Raw genomic sequence first — 18,577 nt, forward strand, 5'->3', positions numbered from 1 at the left:
AGGGTCAGCCCCCGTCGAGCAGAAGCCTGATGTTCGGATCGTCAGGTGAAAAGCTCCGGTAGCGACTGACCGTCTCGGCGGGCGGTGCACGCAGGACATAGATCTTCCAGTCCGCTGTTTCCCGCGCAAGCTCATAGCGATCCTCGAGATATTCGACGTAGATAGTCTTGAGGCCTTCGGCCGTAGCGTTATCGATCGGCCATTTGGGTTCCATCACGACCCGAACATTGCGGAAGAGTGCTTTGGCGGGCAGGTGGCTATCCTCATCCAGCGTGCGCCCCCAATGATGCCAAGTGCTGTCTCCTTGAGGCGCCGTGAGGCCAAGGCCGGCGGAAAAGGGGCTGACGAAGTCGAGAACCAATACGTGATCCTTCTCATGTCTCAGGTTCGCCAGGGCGCTCGCCCCATCTGCAATGCTGGTGAAATATCGAGTGAAGGCGCCGTAATCTTCCTCATTCCAGAGGTGAGCCAATTTGATTCCGCGAAAGTGAGGAAGAGGTACGGCCTCTCCCTGATCCAGGCTTGCCAGTCCGGTATGAAGGCCTAGGGCTGCTGCATTATGGAGGCTCCCAGGGAGAACAAAGGCGAAGAGGAGGAGCTGAGTGCCGACAGCCAAGGACGAGCGCCACTTCTCCGCAACCGGGCCGTCGGCGCGAGCCAACAGCTCCACCGCAACGGCAGCGCCAGCTGCAAGAGTCATCACGCCCCAGTTCTGATAATTCTGCATGATCAGCAGGGAGCCGGATGCTGCACAAAAGCCGAAGAACAACAGATCGCGGGTGCTTCTCGTGCGCCAGAGCACAAGGCCGACGAACAGAGTGAAGACCACAAAATCAGCCAAGTTTCGAAATAGAACTTGGGCTATTTCATCAAGAGGCTTCAAGCTGCCGCTGACCTTTCCGGCGAGAAAGAGGTCTGCAATGTGAGCTCTCGTCCCCTGCCAGAAGACTTCAATGACGAAGCAGGTAGCCGTCACAAGGCCAAGTGCGCCTAGCGCCCACAGGCGCTGGCGTGGGTCGACAAGAAGAAAGACGAGAAAGCCTATGCCGACAATCCCGTAGCTGATTTTGATGTACAGCATCAGGATCACGAGAAAGGCTGCGCTTAAAGCATCGAGGCTGCGCTGATAGCGGCAGGATCGCTCAGGACGAAGATACATGACGAGCAGAAAGCCAAGTGCTGCCCATCCAATGCGATTATAGAACATGGCGAAGGAGAGGGCGCTGATGCTCTCGCCAAGATTGATCGGCACGGCGGCAATCAGAATAAGACAGAAGGCCAGGGGAAAGGCGACGGCTGGTCTCAGGCGCGAGTTGAGAATATGGGCTGCCGGTAGCGCGAGAGCCATGACGAGGAGCGCCATACCTACCGGCATTGCGCCTCCGAAGCTTCCCGAAAGCCAATAACCGACAGCGGGCGCATAATAAACGAGCGGACCAAGAGCCGTGTGAAAGTCACGGTTGGGAATTTGGCCAAGCTGGATACGGTGAACGCCGTCGAGGAAGATAAAGAGATCGTTCACGTACCTGGTTGTGACCGTTTGCCCAGGCCAAGCAAGCATGAGGGAGCAAATTGCAGCTAAGGCAATCACAAACAGCGCGACAGAGACTGAGCGTTGCGTCCAAGCTGTCATGGTCAAGGTCACTCCCAAGCCACAACCACGAACGCGCGCTCATGTTCCTCTAGAAAGGAGCCTTGGCCGCAACTTCTCGGGTCTTCCGTCGGTAAATGGCCCAACCTTCAGTGTCGCGAAGAGGTTCGAATGCTGAATCAACGTACTCTCGATAGAGCTCACGCAGCGGAGCGGGGTTGATGCCCCATTTGGGCAGCATCAGGATGTTCACGTCGGCGAAGTACTGTTCCGGTGGCGTGAAATGGCTCGCATTGACATTCCGATTCCAATGCAGCCAAGCACTGTCGCCACGGGGCGGTAACAGCCCCAGTCCGGCCGAGAACGGATTTGCGAAATCGAGAACAGATACTTTTACCGGGGCTTCCGGAAGGCTCTCCAAAGTGCGGGCGCCACTCTCGATGCTTTCAAGATAGACATGCATCAAGGTTTTCTCGTTCGATATCCAAGGAGAGATGAGTCTGATCTCTGCAAATTTCGGGAGATCGAATGCCTTGCCGGTGCGAGTCGCGGCCAAGATGGAATGCAGTCCGAGAGCTAGGGCGTTTTGAAGCATGATCGGTAGGATCATCGCCGCCAGAAGCAGGGGAGCTCCTGTGGCAAATGACGGGGGAGGAAGCTTTTGGGAAGAATGCTGCGCTTGCAATCGTAAGATCATTTCCGCAGCCACTGCCGCGCCGGCGTGGATGGTCAGAATCCCCCAAGGTTGGGAATTCTGGTTCTGGATCAGGAGGCCAGGGATGGTGCAGAAGACAAAGAACAGGAGATCGCGCAGGTTGCGGGTCCGCGACAGAACCAAGGCAGCGAAAATGCCAAGCAAAGTGTAATCGGCAAGGTGTCGGATGAATGTGATGGTAAGAGCAGCAGGGCTTCGCGAACCGCTCACCTGAGCGCTTATAACGAGGTCGGCGATATAAGCCGGCGTGGATTGCCAGAATGCTTCAATCCCGATGCCGGAGATCAGCCCGACAGCAATGGCAGCTGCAACCCACCGGCGCTGGTGAGGATCGAAGAGGAGGAAGATCAGGAAAGAAGCAGCAACAAGACCATAGGTTATTTTCGTATAAAGCATCACCAAGGTCAGCGCGGCAGCGCAGAGAGCATCGATGGCTTCCTGCCATGGACGACATCGCTCCGGGCGCAGATACATCACGAGAAGCGCCCCTAAAGCCGCCCAGCCAATCCGGTTGTAGAACATGGCGAAGGACAGCGCCGTGATGCTCTCGCCAAGGTTCAAGGGAACGGCCAGCACGAGAATCAGGAACACGCCAAAAGGAAGCGCAAGAACAGGGTGAAGGCGGGAGCTCAGAACATGGGCGATGGGCAGGGCAAGGACGAGAGTAACCAAGGCCATGCCGTCAGGCATGGCGCCGCCCATGCTTCCAGACAGCCAGTAACCCCATGCCGGTATATAAAATGAGAGAGGACCCAGGGCTGTATGAAAGTCTCTGTTGGGGATCTGCCCCGAGGCGATGCGGTGTGCACCATCGAGAAAGATAAAGAGATCGTTGACATAAGATGCGGTGACGGTCACGCCCGGTGCGGCGAGAACGGCAGCAAAGACGATTGCCGCAAACAGAATGGCTCCTGCCGACCAAGATGATCCATTCTGCGCCAGTCTCATGAAGGCTCCGTATGGTTCAAAACGGCTCCGGGACTGGGCTGAGAGCGGCGACGGTAGACCTTCCAATGATCCGTCTCTCGTGCAATCTCGAAATATTCGGCGATATAGCGGCCGTAGAGGGTCCTAAGGCCTTCTCTTGCGGGTTCAGGTTGAGTTGCATCTCCCGCAGGCTTGGGTTCCATCACAAGAGCGACGTCGGTCATAAGGGTCTTGGCAGGGATGAACGCCGATGTATTGAGAGTGTGCTCCCACTGCAGCCAGGGCATGTCTCCCTTTGGAGGTGGGGTATTGAGGATCATGGGGAATGGATTGGCGAAATCGAGAGCAAAGATCTTCTCACCGTTTAAGTTCATTTCAGAGAGCAGCTTGGCGCCGTCACGTATCGTCGTCAGATACAGATCGGCCGTATCGTATTCGCCCCATGTCCATAAATTCGCTATTCGAACTTGCTCGAGATGGGGAAGTGCAATGGATTGCCCGGCGCGGGTGCTCGCTGAAATCATGTGAAGTCCAAGCGCCGCCGTACAATGCACGATCGTAGGCAGGACAAGAGCCAGAAAGAGGAGTTTTGCGCCTCCACGAACCGACCAGTGCCGCTCGATAGGATTCGCGGCATCTTTGCCCTCGAAGCGCAGGATTGTTTCTGCCGCGACCGCGGAAGCCGTATACAGAATGATGATTCCCCAGGCCTGAAAATTCTGATTGATGATGAGAAAGCCTGTGGTAGCGCAGAAGAGATAGAAAAGGCCATCACGCAAGCTGCGGGTGCGCCCGAGAGCGAGTCCAGCGAATATGGCGAGAATCACGTAATCGGTCAGATTGCCCAGGATGTGATCAGCGATCTGCCCCCACGTGCCACGCAAGCGCCCTCCGACGTTGAGAGCCAGATGAAGATCGGCGAGATAGGCTCGCGACGATTGCCAGATCATCTCGACGGCAACGCATGTGATGACAAGAAGTCCCAGAGTTGCAAAGAACCAGCGCCTTTGGTGCCGATCCGTGAGCATGAAAACGAGAAAGGCAATGGCAGCGATGCCATAGGTGAGCTTTGTATAGAGCATTACCAAGGTTAGACCTGTTGCGCAGAGCGCATCGAATAGGTCCTGCTGTTTGTGCAGGCGTATGGGACGCAGGTACATGATGAGCAGAATGCTCAATGCGACCCATCCGATCCGGTTATAGAACTTCGCGAAGGACAGAGCGGTGATACCCTCGCCGAGATTGATCGGCACAGCGAGAATGAGCAGAAGAAGGACACCGAAGAGAAGCGCAAGGAAGGGATGCAGGCGCGAGCCGAGGATATGGATGGTCGGCATAGAGAATGCGAGGATTGCGAGGGCCATCGCAGCAGGCATGGCGCCGCCCAGTGTCCCGGCGAGGGCATATCCCGCGGCCGGAAGGTAATAGGCCAGAGGCCCCAGAGGCGTGTGAAAGTCGCGGCTTGGGACCTGACCGGAGACAACGCGGTAGGCGCCGTCGAGAATGACGAACAGATCATCAAGGTAGCGTGTGGTGACAGTCTGTCCTGGAAGAACAAGCAGAAGCACGCATGAGGCGGCTACAACGAGCAGGAGAGCCCTCACCGGTATGCGTCGCTCCGTAAGGGCTTCCATCGGCTTCACTGTGCTCCTGTCGCTAGAGGCGCAGACGTTTGAAGATGCTCTCCGGGATACTACCTATAATCATCATCACCGGCCGCCAGATGCGGCGAACATAAATTATGTCGCCGCCCCCCTTTTCGGCTGCCGTGAAGATGGCTCGCCCAACTTCTTCGGCCTCTGCCGTGAGAACGGGCGGCAGTTTCATGCCTGCGGTCATCTGCGTGCGTACGAAACCGGGCTTGACGGTGATCACGCGCAGTCCTGCAGGAGCGAGGCGGTTGCGAAGCCCCGACAGGAAGGCCGAGAAGCCAGCCTTGGCAGCACCGTAGAGATAGTTGGAGCCGCGCCCGCGATCGCCTGCCACCGAGCTCACGCCGACGATGGTGCCGGATCCGCGCTCCAGGAAGCGCTCGGCAAAAAGACCGAGAAGCAGGACTGGGCCTTCGAAATTGGTGCGCAGGAGCTGCGTGGCGTGGGCGGGATCCTTCTGTCCCCTTGCCTGATCGCCCAGTTCGCCGACCACGCACACCACTGTATCAGGAAGGTGAGGCAGTCCGCTAATGAAGGTATCGAAGCTGTGCGTCTCGAGAATGTCGAGCCGATGAGTCGTGACCTCAATGCCAGTGCGAGCGGCAATATCGTCCGCGTTGCGGCGCGCTTCATCCTCCCTGCGGGCCGCCAGCAGCACGCGCCATCCGGCTTTTGCATAGCAGAGTGCGGTTGCACGTCCGATATCGGACGTGCCACCGATGAGCAGAAGGGTTTGGGAGGAAGCCATCAGATGCCAAGCCTGGTCGAGAGACGGGAGGAGATCCGGCCGGTTGCTCCGATCGCCCGCCGCAGATTACGGAATCGTGTCAACCCGGGATAGCCGGCCTCGAACGTGGAAGGAGATTGACGCGCATCCTTGGCCAGATACAGCCGGCCGCCGGCCCCAACCACGATCTTGTCGAGTTCGTCGAGCAGCGAAAACGCCGTGTCGCTGACAGGCATGTCGAGAGCAAGCGTGAAGCCTTCCATCGGGAAGGCGATGTCGCCGTGGCTGGGGCCCATCTGCTTGAGAACGGCAAGGAAGGAGGCGGTGCCCCGGTGCGAGATGCGATCAAGGATGCTGTTCAATGCAGAGCTCGCGTGAGCCGTCGGGATGACGCATTGATATTGCAGAAAGCCGCGACGTCCGTAGATGCGATTCCAATCCCCAATCCCGTCGAGAGGGAAGAAGTAAGGGTTCCAGTGCACGAGGAACGGGTATCCCGCCTTCATGGCACCGGCGCGGAAGTACATCTCATTGAAGGCCGCAACCGAGAGCCGGTTGAGGGTGAACGACGGAAAGTCGACAGGCACGGACAGCCGACCTGTTCGCGAGGACGAAAAGCGTTCTCCTCCGGGTCGAAGCGCTTCGGCATCTTTCTGTGTAGCGTGCTCGGCTGCGAAAATGAGGGAGCGGCCCATGGATTTGCCCCGGGCCAGACAATCGATCCAGGCGACGGAATAGGTCGCGTCGCTGCTCGCCTGCAAGGCTTCAAGTGCACTCTCGAGATTGGGAGCAACAATCGTCTGCTGGCGCATCCATCCAGTCTCGATGGGGCGGAGCTGGAATGTCGCCTCGATAATCGTGCCGGTCAGGCCCATACCGCCAATGGTAGCGGAGAAAAGATCGGCATTCTCTGTCCGCGAGCATGTGAGGAGGCCCCCATCGGGCAGCGCGAGAGTCAGCGTCTCCACGTGATCGCCGAATCCGCCGTCGCGGTGATGATTCTTGCCGTGCACATCCGAGGCGATCATGCCACCGACGGTCACGAATTTCGTGCCGGGTACGACGGGTGGAAAGAACCCTCTTGGCACCATCACGTCCAAGAGATCCGCGAGAAGAAGGCCCGCTTCTACGCGAACGCGGCCCGTCATGGGATCGAAGGCGCGGATCCGGTCGAGCCCTCGGGTGACGAGAGTCGTTCGCTCACCGATCGCCGCGTCACCATAGGCGCGGCCATTCCCGCGAGCGACAATTCCCGGATGCGAGGCCATGAGGGACGGCAACGCCGTCGGAGAAGCGGGATTGAGCATCTCTGACGGATGGCGGGGATAACGCCCCCAGCCGGACAGTTCCGTCATGCCTGTCGCTCCTTGAAAACAAAGCTCCGGTCGAGCATGAACTTTGCCGCATAGCCGACGGCGAGCCCCAGCACGGCACCGCTGTATTTGGCAAAATCGGTCTGCCAGACCGCCCAGAAAGCAATCTCGAAGCCCCAGAAGACCAGCGTCGTCAGAATGCTGAAGGCCCCATAAAGGGTGATCTTCTGCAGTTCCTGCTTATGCCCGTCATATCCGTCGTCAAACACCCATTTCTTGTCGAGCAGATACTTGAGGATGAAACCTGCCACCGTGCCCACGAGGATCGACAACGTCAAAGGAGCCACCGGGGCCAAGCGCATCGTCGCTTCCTGCGTCAGCAGATTGGCGAGCGTCGCGAGAATTGCGAACAGCACGTAGCGAATGAACATTCCAGCCGTATTGCCGGCTGACCGGGAGGAAGGTCTCGCACGAGCCGTATCACGTCCCTTGTGTTGCGACGACATGGATCAGATCGCCGCGACAATGAAAAGAGCCGTGAGGCCGACGATCACCAGACTCACCTTGTCCTTGATCGCAAAGACCACAGGGTCTTCATCCACCAGCCGGCGGCCGGCCAGCATCAGGATCCGAGCGATCCAATACATCAGAAGCGGTCCCACGAGCCATAGGATCCGCGGGTGCGTGTAGAGCTGGTTCACGGCACTGCTTGAAATGTAGAGCGTGAAGATCGTAACGGCGTTGAAGCCGGCTCCGGCCGCGAGAGCTGCGACGATGTCGAGATCACTGTTCTTGTAGCCGCGGCTTGTCGGATCGGGCAGATTGGCGTCGCGCCGGCCTGCAAGTTCTACATAGCGTTTGATGAGAGCCAGCGACATGAAGATCATCATGCAGAAAGCCAGAAGCCATTCGGAGATCACAATGTTCGTGGCTACCGCACCTCCGAAGACTCGGACAGAATAGAGCCCGGCCAGAGTGATCACATCGACGATCGTCATGCGTTTGAGAGCGAACGAATATGCCGTCGTGAGAGCGAAATATCCGAGCAGTACCCCCAGGAAAGAAAGGGAGACCGTGGCCGCGAGGGCGATGGCGCTCAGGAACAAGAGCGGGATCGCAATCACCCCTTGCATGAGAGGAATGGCGCCGCGGGCCAAGGGGCGGTTGCACTTTGTCCGATGCCGCCGGTCATCCTGCAAATCCACCAGGTCATTGAGGATATAGACGCTCGATGCGCAGAGCGAGAACGCGACGAAGGCTATCAGGGCATGAGCCATCGCGCCGGCAGTCAACAGATGGGAGGTCAGCAGCGGCACGAAGATCAGAGCGTTCTTGGCATATTGGTGCACGCGGAGCATCTTTGCCCAGGTGCGCCACGTCGGGCGCGTATGGGGCAGATGCTCGATTTCACCGTCTCTGCCAACAAGCTTCTTTCGGACGCTCTCAGGTGCGCGAATAGCGAAGGCCTTGGCTGCTTTCTGCCAGACCGGCAGGTCGGCCGCGTCATTGCCGATGTAGTCGAAGCCTTTTTCTCCGAAGACCTCGACCAACTGCTGGGCCTTCCTATAACCTGCCAAATTGGTGGTCTCATTCGTCGCGAACCAACCGTCGAAATCCCCGAGATGGCTCGCAATACGGCCAACGAGTTTCTCGTGGCTGGCAGAGGCTAAATAGACTTGGCGGCCCTCCGCCTTGGCCTGCCGGATGAGGGCGAGAACCTCAGGATCGTAGGGGAGGGTGCTCGGGTCGAAATCGACCGGTTCGGACAGCCGATGCTTGAGCGCAGCCTTGCCGCGCTTGAGGGCCGCCAATATCTCGACCAGAGAATGGGGACGTCGGCCCAGCTCAGAAAAAGCGGTTTCGATCAGGAGATCGGACGCGACGAGCGTGCCGTCGAGGTCGACAACCAATGGCCGGTTCTTGCCTTCCAGAGCGGCCTCTCCTGCGTACATCTCTATCGGAGCGTTGGAAGGCTGCTGTATTTCTGCCGGTTGCCGTGAATCACTGTCATCAAGAGCCGTGCCGTTCTGGAGCTGAGATTGGGTATCAAATCGAGCCAAGACTCCATGCTCCTTCAAACGAACGTGAGGGATTTACCAGCAAGTCTACTGGTAGATTAGCCATGAGACATGAATACAATCCGAACGTCCAGTTGGCGCTTAGGACTACCAAATCTACTACATCATCCCCCTGAGTGAGATGAATGGGCTTGCACAAGAGCATGTCCGCCATGAAACGATGACTTCGCTCACGGCACAAGCGCTGTAATTCTGTTTCTGCTGAACGGCGCCCTATATCTCAAGATCCCATTGATAATTGGATACCAATAAGCCTTGGGGCAGACAACTTTATTGTTACTTTATTGCGGAAAAATGGTCGCTGCAAATCGAGAGACTGCAACGCTGTGGGAAATAGCAGATAGAGCTACAGTTCGGGTTTATCCCGGCGGCAGCGGGCGGGGCCGGGAGCCGCTGTCGATAGCCACGAACGTGAACACGGCTTCGGTCACCTTGATTTTCTCATCGCCATCTCGGGAGCGACGCCAAGCTTCAACCTGGAATTTCATGGATGTCCGCCCTGTCGAGATCAGGTCGGCATAGACTGAGACCTCGTCGCCCACATGGACTGGACTGTGAAAAGTCATAGCGTCGACGGCAACCGTCACGCAGCGCCCCCGGGCCCGTCGGGCCGCCGCATTGCCGGCTGCCAAGTCCATTTGAGACATCAGCCAGCCGCCGAAGATATCCCCTGCGGGATTGGTGTCGGAAGGCATGGCGATCGTTCGAATCACAGCCTCGCGCTCTTCAGGCTGATCAGCACTCATGGACACCCTCAATTCTTGAACGGATCTCAGGACCCATACGTAGTGGGCCTGAGTTTCGTGCGGTTTTCAATAGACTTGAGGATCGTCGCAGTTGAGAAGGCCGAGCGCTCAGAAGCCGTAAAGGCGTGCCGGGTTGTCGACCAGGATCTTCTGGCGCTGATCCGGTGCGGCCCAGTCCAGGAGAATGTCCAGAAGAACGGCATCGTCTGGATAGCGTTCGCGCGGAACGCCCACATGCGGCCAGTTCGAGCCCCAGATGATGCGGTCCGGCGCATGATTGACGACACGCTTGGCGATGGCCGCGACATCAGCAAAGTCCGGCGCTCCCGCGAGACTGGTCTCGTAGCATCCGCAGATCTTGAACCACGCATTGCCACGGTCGATCAGGCGGAGGATCGCGTCCACGCGCGGATCGTCGGCAGGAACAGGATCGATGAATTTGCCGATATGGTCGATCACATAATCGGTCTCGATCGAGCGAAGCGCATCGATGTGTTGGTCAATCTCCCGTCCGTTGAACTGCACGATCATGCTCCACCCGACGGATCGGCAGAGCCGCTCGACAGGCTTCATATCGGCGATCTTCATCGCTCCACCGGGCAAGTTCATGATGCGTGCGCCACGTACGCCGCGGGCATGGAGGCGTTCCAGCTCCGACACTGTCATGTCGGGCGAGACGGCAATGACCGCTCTTGCTCGCTCCGGCCCGATCTGTTCGAGTGCCGCCAGGATCGACCCATTGTCGAATTGATAGGCGTTCGATTGTGTGAGGATGACCCGCTCCAGCCCCAGCCGGTTCTGAACGACAGCGTAATCCTCCACCGTCGCCAGCTCTGCGATGGGAGGGCCTCCGGGCTGCGGCTCGAAGCCTGGGAGGTAGAGATGAATGTGGCAATCCGTTGCACCGGCTGGTGCCTTCAGCGCGGGGGCCGGCCCGGTGAGAGGTCTCGAATTGGCCGGGATCGATCCCATGATCATGCATCCTTCAACGCGAATTCTTCGAGGGCTGAACGGTTGATCTCGATGCCGAGCCCAGGCCCATCCGGGATGCGCACCACACCGGATTGATGTTCGATAGCCTGAGTCAGCACGGCTTGTCGGAAGGGGTTGTGTGTGCGGTCGAATTCGAGGATGGGTTCAATCGGGTTGACCCGCTGGGGATTGGGCGGAAGCGCCGCGATGAATTGCAGGCCCGCCGCAATCGCAACGCCCGTCCCCCAGACATGGGGCACGCACCGCACGCCATGGAGAGCGGCAAGATCGGCGATGCGTCGCATCTCCGTAAAGCCGCCGGTGCCGCAAATGTCCGGCTGAATGATATCGACAGCGCGCGTGGCCAGCGGCTCCAGCATGCCATAGCGACCATGCCAGGTTTCGCCGCCGGCGACGGGAATCGGCTGGCCTTCGCGCACGGCTCTGTAGGCGCCAAGCTGCTCCGGAACGACAGGCTCCTCGAACCAATCGATCTTGCAGGCAGCCGCGCGCTTGCCGAGCTCAAGAGCCTCCAGCACATCGTAGCCATGGTTGGCATCGATCATCAGGCGAATGTCGGGGCCGAGCGCGTCGCGCAATGCCACGATAGCCCTCAGGTCTTCCTCGACATTGAAGCCGATCTTGATTTTGACGGCGTGAAAGCCCTCGTTCACATAACGGGCTGCTTCCTGTGCAACATCGGCAACACGATCAACGTCGTGCTTTCGAAAGAAGCCTGTCGCATAGGCTCGCACAGACTCGCGAAAACGTCCGCCGAGAAGAAGCGAGACAGGAGCGCCCAGGTGCTTGCCCTTGATGTCCCAGAGCGCGATGTCGATGCCGCTGAGCGCGGTGACCGTCAATCCCCGCTGTCCCTGGTCCCGCAGAAGGTTGTAGAGCTCGCTCCAGATGACCTCCGTTTCCAGCGGATTTCGTCCGACGAGCGCGAAGGCATAGGCCCTCACGACAGCGGCATTGGGCAGGGCCGGGCCGAGGCACTCGCCCCAGCCGACGGTGCCGTCCTCGCACATGATCTCGACCAGGCAATGCTGTCGCCGGTCGAAGCGCATGGATGCGCTCTCGAAGGCCTGATCGAGACGATGATCGAGGATATGGGTTCTGACAGATTCGATCTTCATGTGCGGTAGGGTGCAATCAGATTGGCCAGCATTTCAACTTCGACGTCGGTGAGATCCGTCAGCGGTGCACGGACGGGGCCGGCATCGAAGCCGACGAGACGAACGCCGGCCTTGATAGCGGAGACGGCATAACCCTTGCTGCGATTGCGGATCTTCATGAAGGGGTAGAAGAAATCCTTCAGGATGGCTTCCGTGCGCTCGCGATTGTTGGCTCTCAGAGCCGTGTAGAACTCCTGGGCGAGCTTCGGCACAAAGTTGAACACGGCGGACGAGTAGGTGGAAAAGCCCGCGCCGAGATAAGCATCCGCAAAAAGTTCTGCCGTTGGCATGCCGCCGACATAGGTGAGGCGGTCGCCCATGGTGGCGGTGATCTGGCGGACGAGCGCGATATCGCCGGAGCCGTCCTTGAAACCGATGAGGTTGGGACAAGCCTCGCAAAGACGAGCCAACGTCTCGGCCGAGAGAATGGAGTTGTCGCGGTTATAGACGATGACGCCAATCTTCACCGCATCGCAGACCGCCTTCACATGGGCATAGAGCCCTTCCTGTCCCGCATCGATGAGGTAGTGAGGCAGGAGAAGGATGCCGTCCGCGCCCGCTTCCTCGGCGGCCTTCGCCAGGGGCACGGCAATGCGGGTGCCGTAGCCGCAGCCGGACACGATCGGCGTCTTGCCCGCGGAAGCCTTCGCGGTCCGGATGATGGCGGGGACTTCCTCTGGCGCGAGCGAGAAGAACTCTCCCGTCCCTCCGGCGGCAAAGAGAACGCTCGCGTTAAATCCCGACAGCCAGCCGACATGCTCGGAATAGGCCCGCTCGTTGAAGGTGCCGTCCCCGCCGAAGGAGGTGACGGGAAACGACAGGAGGCCGGCTCCAAGAGCCGCCTTAAGGGCATTCGGTGCCATGGGCTGTGGGGTCCTTCGCTGATCTGAATACGCGAAGGATCATAGACAACATCATATCTCTGTCAATCGGAGATATGACAAGTTGGATATCAGCTGCCCCTGATAAGCCGGCGATACCGCTCCTGGCCATGCTTCAGATGAGTGCGGATGGCCTGGCGCGCGCCTTCCTCGTCGCGAGCCGAAATCGCCTCGGCGATCTGCTTGTGTTCGGCCTGGAGCTGCTTGAGGTAGTCGGCGGGCGTGGGCTCCGGGTTGCTGTCCTCCAGCTGGGCCCGCGGGATCATCGGGCGGCCCATCATCTCCAGGAACTCTCGGAAACGCGGGTTGTTGGCGGCATCTGCGATGGCGAGATGGAACGCGAAATCTGCCGCTGTCGTCGGTTGCCCGCCGGCGATCAGGCGGCTCAGATCGTCATACCGTTCCCAGATCGCCTCCTCCTGGGCCGGAGAGCGCCGTGTCGCGGCCAGCCCGGCAGCCTCCGTCTCGACTCCCATGCGCAGCTCGAGCATCTCGATGATGGAGGAAATCTTTGAAGGCTCAATGGTTTGAAAGGGGAGGGGCGGCTGGAGCGGGGGCGTGCGGACAAAGATACCGACCCCGTGCCGCGCTTCGACGAGCCCGTCAGCGCGCAGGGACGCAATCGCCTCCCGGACCACGGTTCGGCTCACATCGTATTGCTGGGTCAGGCCGGCCTCGCTCGGCAGTTTGTCTCCTGGGCGAAGGTCCCCGCTCAAGATGGAATGGCGAAGATGCTCGCTGACCGTCTCGACAAGGTTTTTGCGGCCGCGCGCGAGGGTTTCACTGCTTTGCATAGGTGGGCTCCGGTCCTGGCTGGATGGGCTGCGCATCGAAAACCCCGGGCGTCCCAACAGCTGATACTCCTTGCTCTAACCGAGCGCCTTGAGGCTGCGCAATGCTGGTTAGACAAAAGTTGTTGACGGGTTGTCTTGTCATTGTATGATGACTTCGTATAAACATAATACAAGTTCCAGGCAATAACAATCGGGGAGGCCCATGGCTCGCTCAGGCTCGCATACAGCTGTTCCTCGTTGGTCAAGCGGCCTGGTCAGGCCGAATGGGCCGAGTGGACTGGCATGCTAAGAAAGCTCCTCTTGACCGGCGCCGCCGGGGGTGTTGGCAAAGCTCTTCGGCCGCTGCTGCCGCGGATTGCGCAAACCGTCCTGCTTTCGGATGTCAACGACATTCAGGATGTGGCGGCTCACGAGAGCTTCCGGCGGTGCGATCTCGGTAACGGTCACGCCGTGGACGAACTCGTGAACGGGGTGGATGGTATCATCCATCTCGGCGGGGTCTCGGTCGAGAAGCCGTTCGATCTTATTCTCAACGGCAATATCGTCGGTGTGTACAATCTTTTCGAGGCGGCTCGGCATCATGGCAGGCCGCGCATCATCTTCGCCAGTTCCAATCACGTGGTCGGTTACTACCGGCGCGATCAGCATCTCGACAGCACCGCCGTGCCCCGGCCGGATTCTCTCTATGGCGTTTCCAAGGCCTTCGGCGAGAACATGGCAAGCTTTTACTTCGACAAGTTCGGGCAGGAATGCCTGTCGGTTCGTATCGGATCCTGTTTTCCGAAGCCTGTGAACCCGCGCATGCTCGCGACATGGCTTCATGTGGAGGATCTTCTCGATCTCTGCGCTCGCGCCTTCGAGGCCCCGCGCCTGGGTCACACGATCATCTATGGCGCATCCGATAACGATGAAACCTGGTGGGACAACCGCCATGCGGCCTTCCTGGGATGGAGGCCTAAGCACAGCTCGGCTCAGTGGCGGGCCGAGGTGCTCGCTGAGGCAGGTCCAGAAGATCCGTCCAACCCTGCTGTAATCTATCAGGGCGGCGCCTTCGTGATGATCGGCCATCCGGCGGACGAGAATTGAGGTTCACGCCGTCATGAGGGGACAATTCTCCAGCAAGTTTCAGAAGCCTTCATCTTCCGAAGCGTCCCGTTTCTCGAAAACTGAATCGATGACGAATTGCACCAGAGCGACGCAACAAGAGACGCCTGGTTGCTCAACAGGCGGGACGGCAACGATCCCATTCGTGCTCTCGCCTTCAAGGCCTAAGTCGGGCCAACACGACACGGCAAGTAACACCCTGAGGAAACCAAGGAGAGCTCTATGGTCACGAGAAGAACTCTGGCGGCCGCCGCTTTAGGCCTGTTGACCGCCTTCACAGGCGGTGCAGCAAGTGCGCAGACGGTGCTGAAATCAGCCGATGTCCATCCCGACGGATATCCGACCGTCGAGGCAGTCAAATATTTCGGCTCCCTGCTCGAGAAGAAAACCAACGGCCGCTACAAAGTGCAGGTTTTCCATTCGTCCCAGTTGGGAGGGGAGAAGGACACGATCGAGCAGACGCGGTTCGGTGTGATCGACCTCAACCGGATCAATATGGGGCCGTTCAACAATCTCATCCCTGAAACCGTCGTCCCATCGCTGCCCTTCATCTTCCGGTCGGTCGACCATATGCGCAAGACCGTGGATGGGCCAATCGGCGACGAGATCCTGAAGGCCTTCGAGCCGCATGGCCTCGTGGCTCTCGCCTTCTACGATTCCGGCGCACGCTCCTTCTACAACTCCAAGCGCCCCATCAATACGCCTGCGGATCTTAAAGGCATGAAGGTTCGCGTGATTCAGTCGGATCTCTTCCTCGATATGGTGAACGCTCTCGGTGCCAACGCGACACCGATGCCGCCCGGTGAGGTCTACTCTGCTATCCAGACAGGCGTCGTGGACGGTGCCGAGAACAACTGGCCGAGCTATGACTCCTTCCGTCACGCCGAGGTCGCGAAATATTACTCCTTGACCGAGCATTCCATGTCTCCGGAAGTGCTGGTGATGTCGAAGAAGACCTTCGACAAGCTCTCGCCCGAAGATCAGAAGGCCGTGCGTGAATCGGCCAAGGAGTCGGTCGCGAAGATGCGCGAGCTCTGGGAGGAGCGTGAGAAGGAAGCCGAGAAGAAGATACGGGCCGGCGGCAGCCAGATCAACACGGTCGACAAGCAGCCCTTCATCGATGCGATGAAGCCTGTCTACGACAAATATGTGAAGGGCGAGAAGGTGAAGGATCTCGTCTCACGGATCCAGGCGACGAACTGATCTCGATCATAAACGCAGCGTCGGGCCGGCGGAGCGCCTGCCCACCTCTTTTCTTGAGGGAGATTTCAACCGATGCGTGCCCACCTTGCCGCTTTGTCTCACATCCTCTCCATCGTCAACAGAGCGGCACTCTTGTTGTCGGGACTCGGCCTTATCCTGATGACGGCCTTCATCGGTTGGCAGGTGTTCGGTCGTTATGTGCTGAACCAGTCGCCAAGCTGGACGGAACCGGCGTCACTCCTGCTCATGAGCTGGTTCATCCTCCTGGGCGCGGCAGTCGGCGTGCGCGAGGCCAATCACCTCGGCTTCGAGAGCGCACTCCATCATGCGCCGCATTTCTTGCGTCAGGTGATGCTCATCATAACAGAAGTGCTGGTTGCAGGCTTCGGCCTGGCCATGACGTGGTACGGCACGGAACTGGCGGTGGAGACCTGGTCCGCAGCCATGCCGGGCCTGCCGATCCCGCAAGGTATGGATTATGTGCCGCTCGCTGTCGGCGGGCTTCTGATCGCTCTGTTCTCGTTGGAGAAGCTCGTGAGGCTTCTGCTTGCGGGTGAAAGCGTACCCCTGGTTCGAATCGACGAGCCGCATCTCGTTGTCGTGAAGGAATGATGCCATGACGATCTGGGTTCTCTTCGGCGTCTTCACCCTGCTGCTGCTGATCGGAACGCCGGTTGCATTCTGCTTGGGCATCGCTTCTCTCGCGACCGTGCTTTACATGGGATTGCCACCCGTCGTGGTATTCCAGCAGCTCAATTCCGGCATGAACGCGTTCGCCATGATGGCGATCCCGTTTTTCATCTATGCCGGTGATCTCATGATGCGCGGCGGCATTGCCGATAGGCTCATTCGCCTTGCGGCCGGATTCGTCGGCCACCTTCGCGGTGGTCTTGGGCAGGTCAATGTCGTCGCTTCGACCCTGTTCGGCGGGATTTCCGGCTCCGCTATCGCGGACGCCTCGGCCATCGGCGGCATCATGATTCCACAGATGGAAAAGCGCGGCTATGCCAAGGACTACAGCGTCAACGTCACAGTGAATGCAGCGATCATTGCGCTGCTGATCCCGCCTTCGCACAACATGATCATCTACTCGATCGCAGCGGGCGGGACAATTTCGGTTGCGGATCTGTTCACGGCCGGTGTGGTGCCAGGGCTGCTTCTCGCAGCGGCGCTCATGATTACAGCCTATTGGGTTGCGGTACGGCGCGGCTATCCGGCCGATCCGTTCCCCGGCTTCCGGATGCTGGCCTATTTCTTCGTGTCGGCGGTGCCTGGAATCCTGCTCATCGGCATCATCTTCGGCGGGGTGCGCTCAGGCATCTTCACGGCCACGGAAAGCTCCTGCATCGCAGTCGTCTATGCGCTTCTCGTCACGTTCTTCGTCTACCGCGAGCTGAACTGGCAGGGTTTCGTGGAGGCGACTCTTGGTGCGGTGCGGACGACCGCCATGGTGCTCCTCGTCATCGGCACGGCGAGCGCCTTCGGCTGGCTCATGGCCTTTCTGCAGGTGCCGCAGGCGACCATCGACCTGATGAAGGCTGTCTCGGACAATCCTATCGTCGTCCTGCTGCTGATCAACGTGATCCTGCTGGTGCTCGGCACCTTCATGGATATGGCGCCGATGATCATCATCTGCACGCCCATCTTCCTGCCGGTGATCAAAGCCTTCGGCATTGATCCGGTGCATTTCGGCGTTATCCTGATCCTGAATGCCGGCATCGGCCTCAACACGCCGCCGGTCGGATCGGTTCTGTTCGTCGGTTGTGCCGTCGGAAAGATTTCGATCGGTGAGGCCATGCAGACGATCTGGCCCTTCCTGGGCGCGAGCGTCCTCGTGCTGCTGCTCGTCACTTATATCCCGGGTCTGTCGCTGTGGCTTCCGGCTCTGTTCCACTGAGCGTGTCCTCGGGAGCCCTTCTGACGTCTACGAGAGCGAACTAGCGGCCCTGCATCAGCTTTAGCCGGGAGCGCAGGGCCTCTTGAATATGCGACCTTGCGAGCTTCTCCGCTTGGTCGGGATTGCGTGCGGCGATGGCGTCGATGAGAGCCCGGTGCTCCGCAGCAGCCGTCGAGGGGCGGCCCGCGGCACTGAAGGTCGTCGCGCCAAGGAGAGAAATTCCATCCTGGAGTTCCTGGAGGGCGCTGTCGAGATACCGGTTCCGGGCCGCCCGGAAGATCGTCTCGTGAAAGACGCGATTGAGTCTGGCCATCTCGGCGGGATCATCCAGATGGGCCTCAAAGGCTAGTTCCAAGTCAGCCAGAGCGTCGATTTCAGGATCGGAGGCGTGCTGGGCGGCGAGGCGGGCGGCGGCGCCTTCCAGGATCTCACGCATGGCATAAAGCTCAAGCACCTCGGCCGTATCGAGGCTTCGGACGATGAGGCCGCGGCCGCCTGCAGGCTCCACGAACCCTTTCGCCATCAGACGGCCAAGCGCTTCACGGACAGGGGTCCGGCTGACCTTGAGGCGTTGGGCCACTTCCTCCTCCCGGAGCCGATCCCCAGGGCGATAGAAGCCTGCCCGCAAAGCTTGGCAGAGCGTACGGAAAACGGCTTCGCTAAGCGGGATTCCCGTATCCCGGTCGACCAGTTCCAACGGGACAGGCCCTTGATCCGACATCCAAGCCCCCGGGTTGATGCTTCCAATCTATGAAGCAAAGAAGATCTCTCTTGACCAGTGCACCCGTTTGGATATTTT

Annotated in this window: 17 protein-coding genes; 4 read left to right on the plus strand and 13 right to left on the minus strand. The window is 59.2% G+C overall.

The window, feature by feature from the left end:
* Nucleotides 1-4: 4 nt before the first annotated feature.
* The 12 genes from ACUXUR_RS20450 to ACUXUR_RS20505 form a co-directional block, all read right to left on the minus strand.
* On the minus strand, nt 5-1,522 hold the full coding sequence (locus ACUXUR_RS20450; protein WP_445504200.1) for a hypothetical protein: 1,518 nt from the start codon (nt 1,520-1,522) through the stop codon (nt 5-7).
* Between the two features lie 160 nt (nt 1,523-1,682).
* A complete protein-coding gene (locus ACUXUR_RS20455) occupies nt 1,683-3,254 on the minus strand; it encodes a hypothetical protein (RefSeq protein WP_445504201.1) in 1,572 nt (523 codons plus the stop codon).
* The gene (locus ACUXUR_RS20460; protein WP_445504202.1) at nt 3,251-4,867 is read right to left on the minus strand and encodes a hypothetical protein; all 1,617 of its coding nucleotides are present in this window, start codon (nt 4,865-4,867) and stop codon (nt 3,251-3,253) included. The genes ACUXUR_RS20455 and ACUXUR_RS20460 overlap by 4 nt, the downstream gene beginning before the upstream one ends.
* 22 nt (nt 4,868-4,889) lie before the next feature.
* Entirely contained in the window at nt 4,890-5,633 is a 744-nt protein-coding gene (locus ACUXUR_RS20465) for an SDR family oxidoreductase (RefSeq protein ID WP_445504203.1), read from the minus strand.
* Nucleotides 5,633-6,967 (minus strand): FAD-binding oxidoreductase, encoded by a 1,335-nt coding sequence (locus ACUXUR_RS20470; RefSeq protein ID WP_445504204.1) that lies wholly within the window; start codon nt 6,965-6,967, stop codon nt 5,633-5,635. The genes ACUXUR_RS20465 and ACUXUR_RS20470 overlap by 1 nt, the downstream gene beginning before the upstream one ends.
* Nucleotides 6,964-7,431: a GtrA family protein gene (locus ACUXUR_RS20475; protein ID WP_445504205.1), complete on the minus strand. Its 468-nt coding sequence runs from the start codon at nt 7,429-7,431 to the stop codon at nt 6,964-6,966. Before ACUXUR_RS20475 ends, ACUXUR_RS20470 begins: the two co-directional genes overlap by 4 nt.
* A gap of 3 nt (nt 7,432-7,434) precedes the next feature.
* Complete coding sequence (locus ACUXUR_RS20480) at nt 7,435-8,985, minus strand: UbiA family prenyltransferase (RefSeq protein WP_445504206.1); 1,551 nt, start codon at nt 8,983-8,985, stop codon at nt 7,435-7,437.
* 377 nt (nt 8,986-9,362) lie between these two features.
* Complete coding sequence (locus ACUXUR_RS20485) at nt 9,363-9,749, minus strand: acyl-CoA thioesterase (protein WP_445504207.1); 387 nt, start codon at nt 9,747-9,749, stop codon at nt 9,363-9,365.
* A 108-nt stretch (nt 9,750-9,857) separates the two neighbouring features.
* A complete protein-coding gene (locus ACUXUR_RS20490) occupies nt 9,858-10,721 on the minus strand; it encodes an amidohydrolase family protein (protein ID WP_445504208.1) in 864 nt (287 codons plus the stop codon).
* A 2-nt stretch (nt 10,722-10,723) separates the two neighbouring features.
* A complete protein-coding gene (locus tag ACUXUR_RS20495) occupies nt 10,724-11,860 on the minus strand; it encodes a mandelate racemase/muconate lactonizing enzyme family protein (RefSeq protein ID WP_445504209.1) in 1,137 nt (378 codons plus the stop codon).
* Entirely contained in the window at nt 11,857-12,762 is a 906-nt protein-coding gene (gene kdgD / locus ACUXUR_RS20500) for a 5-dehydro-4-deoxyglucarate dehydratase (protein ID WP_445504210.1), read from the minus strand. The genes ACUXUR_RS20495 and kdgD overlap by 4 nt, the downstream gene beginning before the upstream one ends.
* Nucleotides 12,763-12,851: 89 nt before the next feature.
* Nucleotides 12,852-13,574 carry a FadR/GntR family transcriptional regulator gene (locus ACUXUR_RS20505; protein ID WP_445504211.1) on the minus strand — a complete coding sequence of 241 codons (723 nt, stop codon included), beginning with the start codon at nt 13,572-13,574 and terminating at the stop codon, nt 12,852-12,854.
* Between the two features lie 282 nt (nt 13,575-13,856).
* Here ACUXUR_RS20505 and ACUXUR_RS20510 point away from each other — a divergent pair, with 282 nt between their 5' ends.
* The 4 genes from ACUXUR_RS20510 to ACUXUR_RS20525 all read left to right on the plus strand — a co-directional run bounded on the left by ACUXUR_RS20510 (nt 13,857) and on the right by ACUXUR_RS20525 (nt 17,778).
* Nucleotides 13,857-14,660, plus strand: coding sequence for an NAD-dependent epimerase/dehydratase family protein (locus tag ACUXUR_RS20510; RefSeq protein ID WP_445504212.1), 804 nt, complete (start codon nt 13,857-13,859; stop codon nt 14,658-14,660).
* Between the two features lie 240 nt (nt 14,661-14,900).
* Nucleotides 14,901-15,881 carry a TRAP transporter substrate-binding protein gene (locus ACUXUR_RS20515; protein WP_445504213.1) on the plus strand — a complete coding sequence of 327 codons (981 nt, stop codon included), beginning with the start codon at nt 14,901-14,903 and terminating at the stop codon, nt 15,879-15,881.
* A gap of 72 nt (nt 15,882-15,953) precedes the next feature.
* On the plus strand, nt 15,954-16,493 hold the full coding sequence (locus ACUXUR_RS20520) for a TRAP transporter small permease (RefSeq protein ID WP_445504214.1): 540 nt from the start codon (nt 15,954-15,956) through the stop codon (nt 16,491-16,493).
* A gap of 4 nt (nt 16,494-16,497) precedes the next feature.
* On the plus strand, nt 16,498-17,778 hold the full coding sequence (locus ACUXUR_RS20525) for a TRAP transporter large permease (protein ID WP_445504215.1): 1,281 nt from the start codon (nt 16,498-16,500) through the stop codon (nt 17,776-17,778).
* A gap of 40 nt (nt 17,779-17,818) precedes the next feature.
* Here the strand turns inward: ACUXUR_RS20525 and ACUXUR_RS20530 are convergent, their stop codons facing one another.
* A complete protein-coding gene (locus ACUXUR_RS20530) occupies nt 17,819-18,499 on the minus strand; it encodes a GntR family transcriptional regulator (protein ID WP_445504216.1) in 681 nt (226 codons plus the stop codon).
* Nucleotides 18,500-18,577: the final 78 nt, after the last annotated feature.

This window comes from Microvirga medicaginis (genome assembly GCF_052658925.1).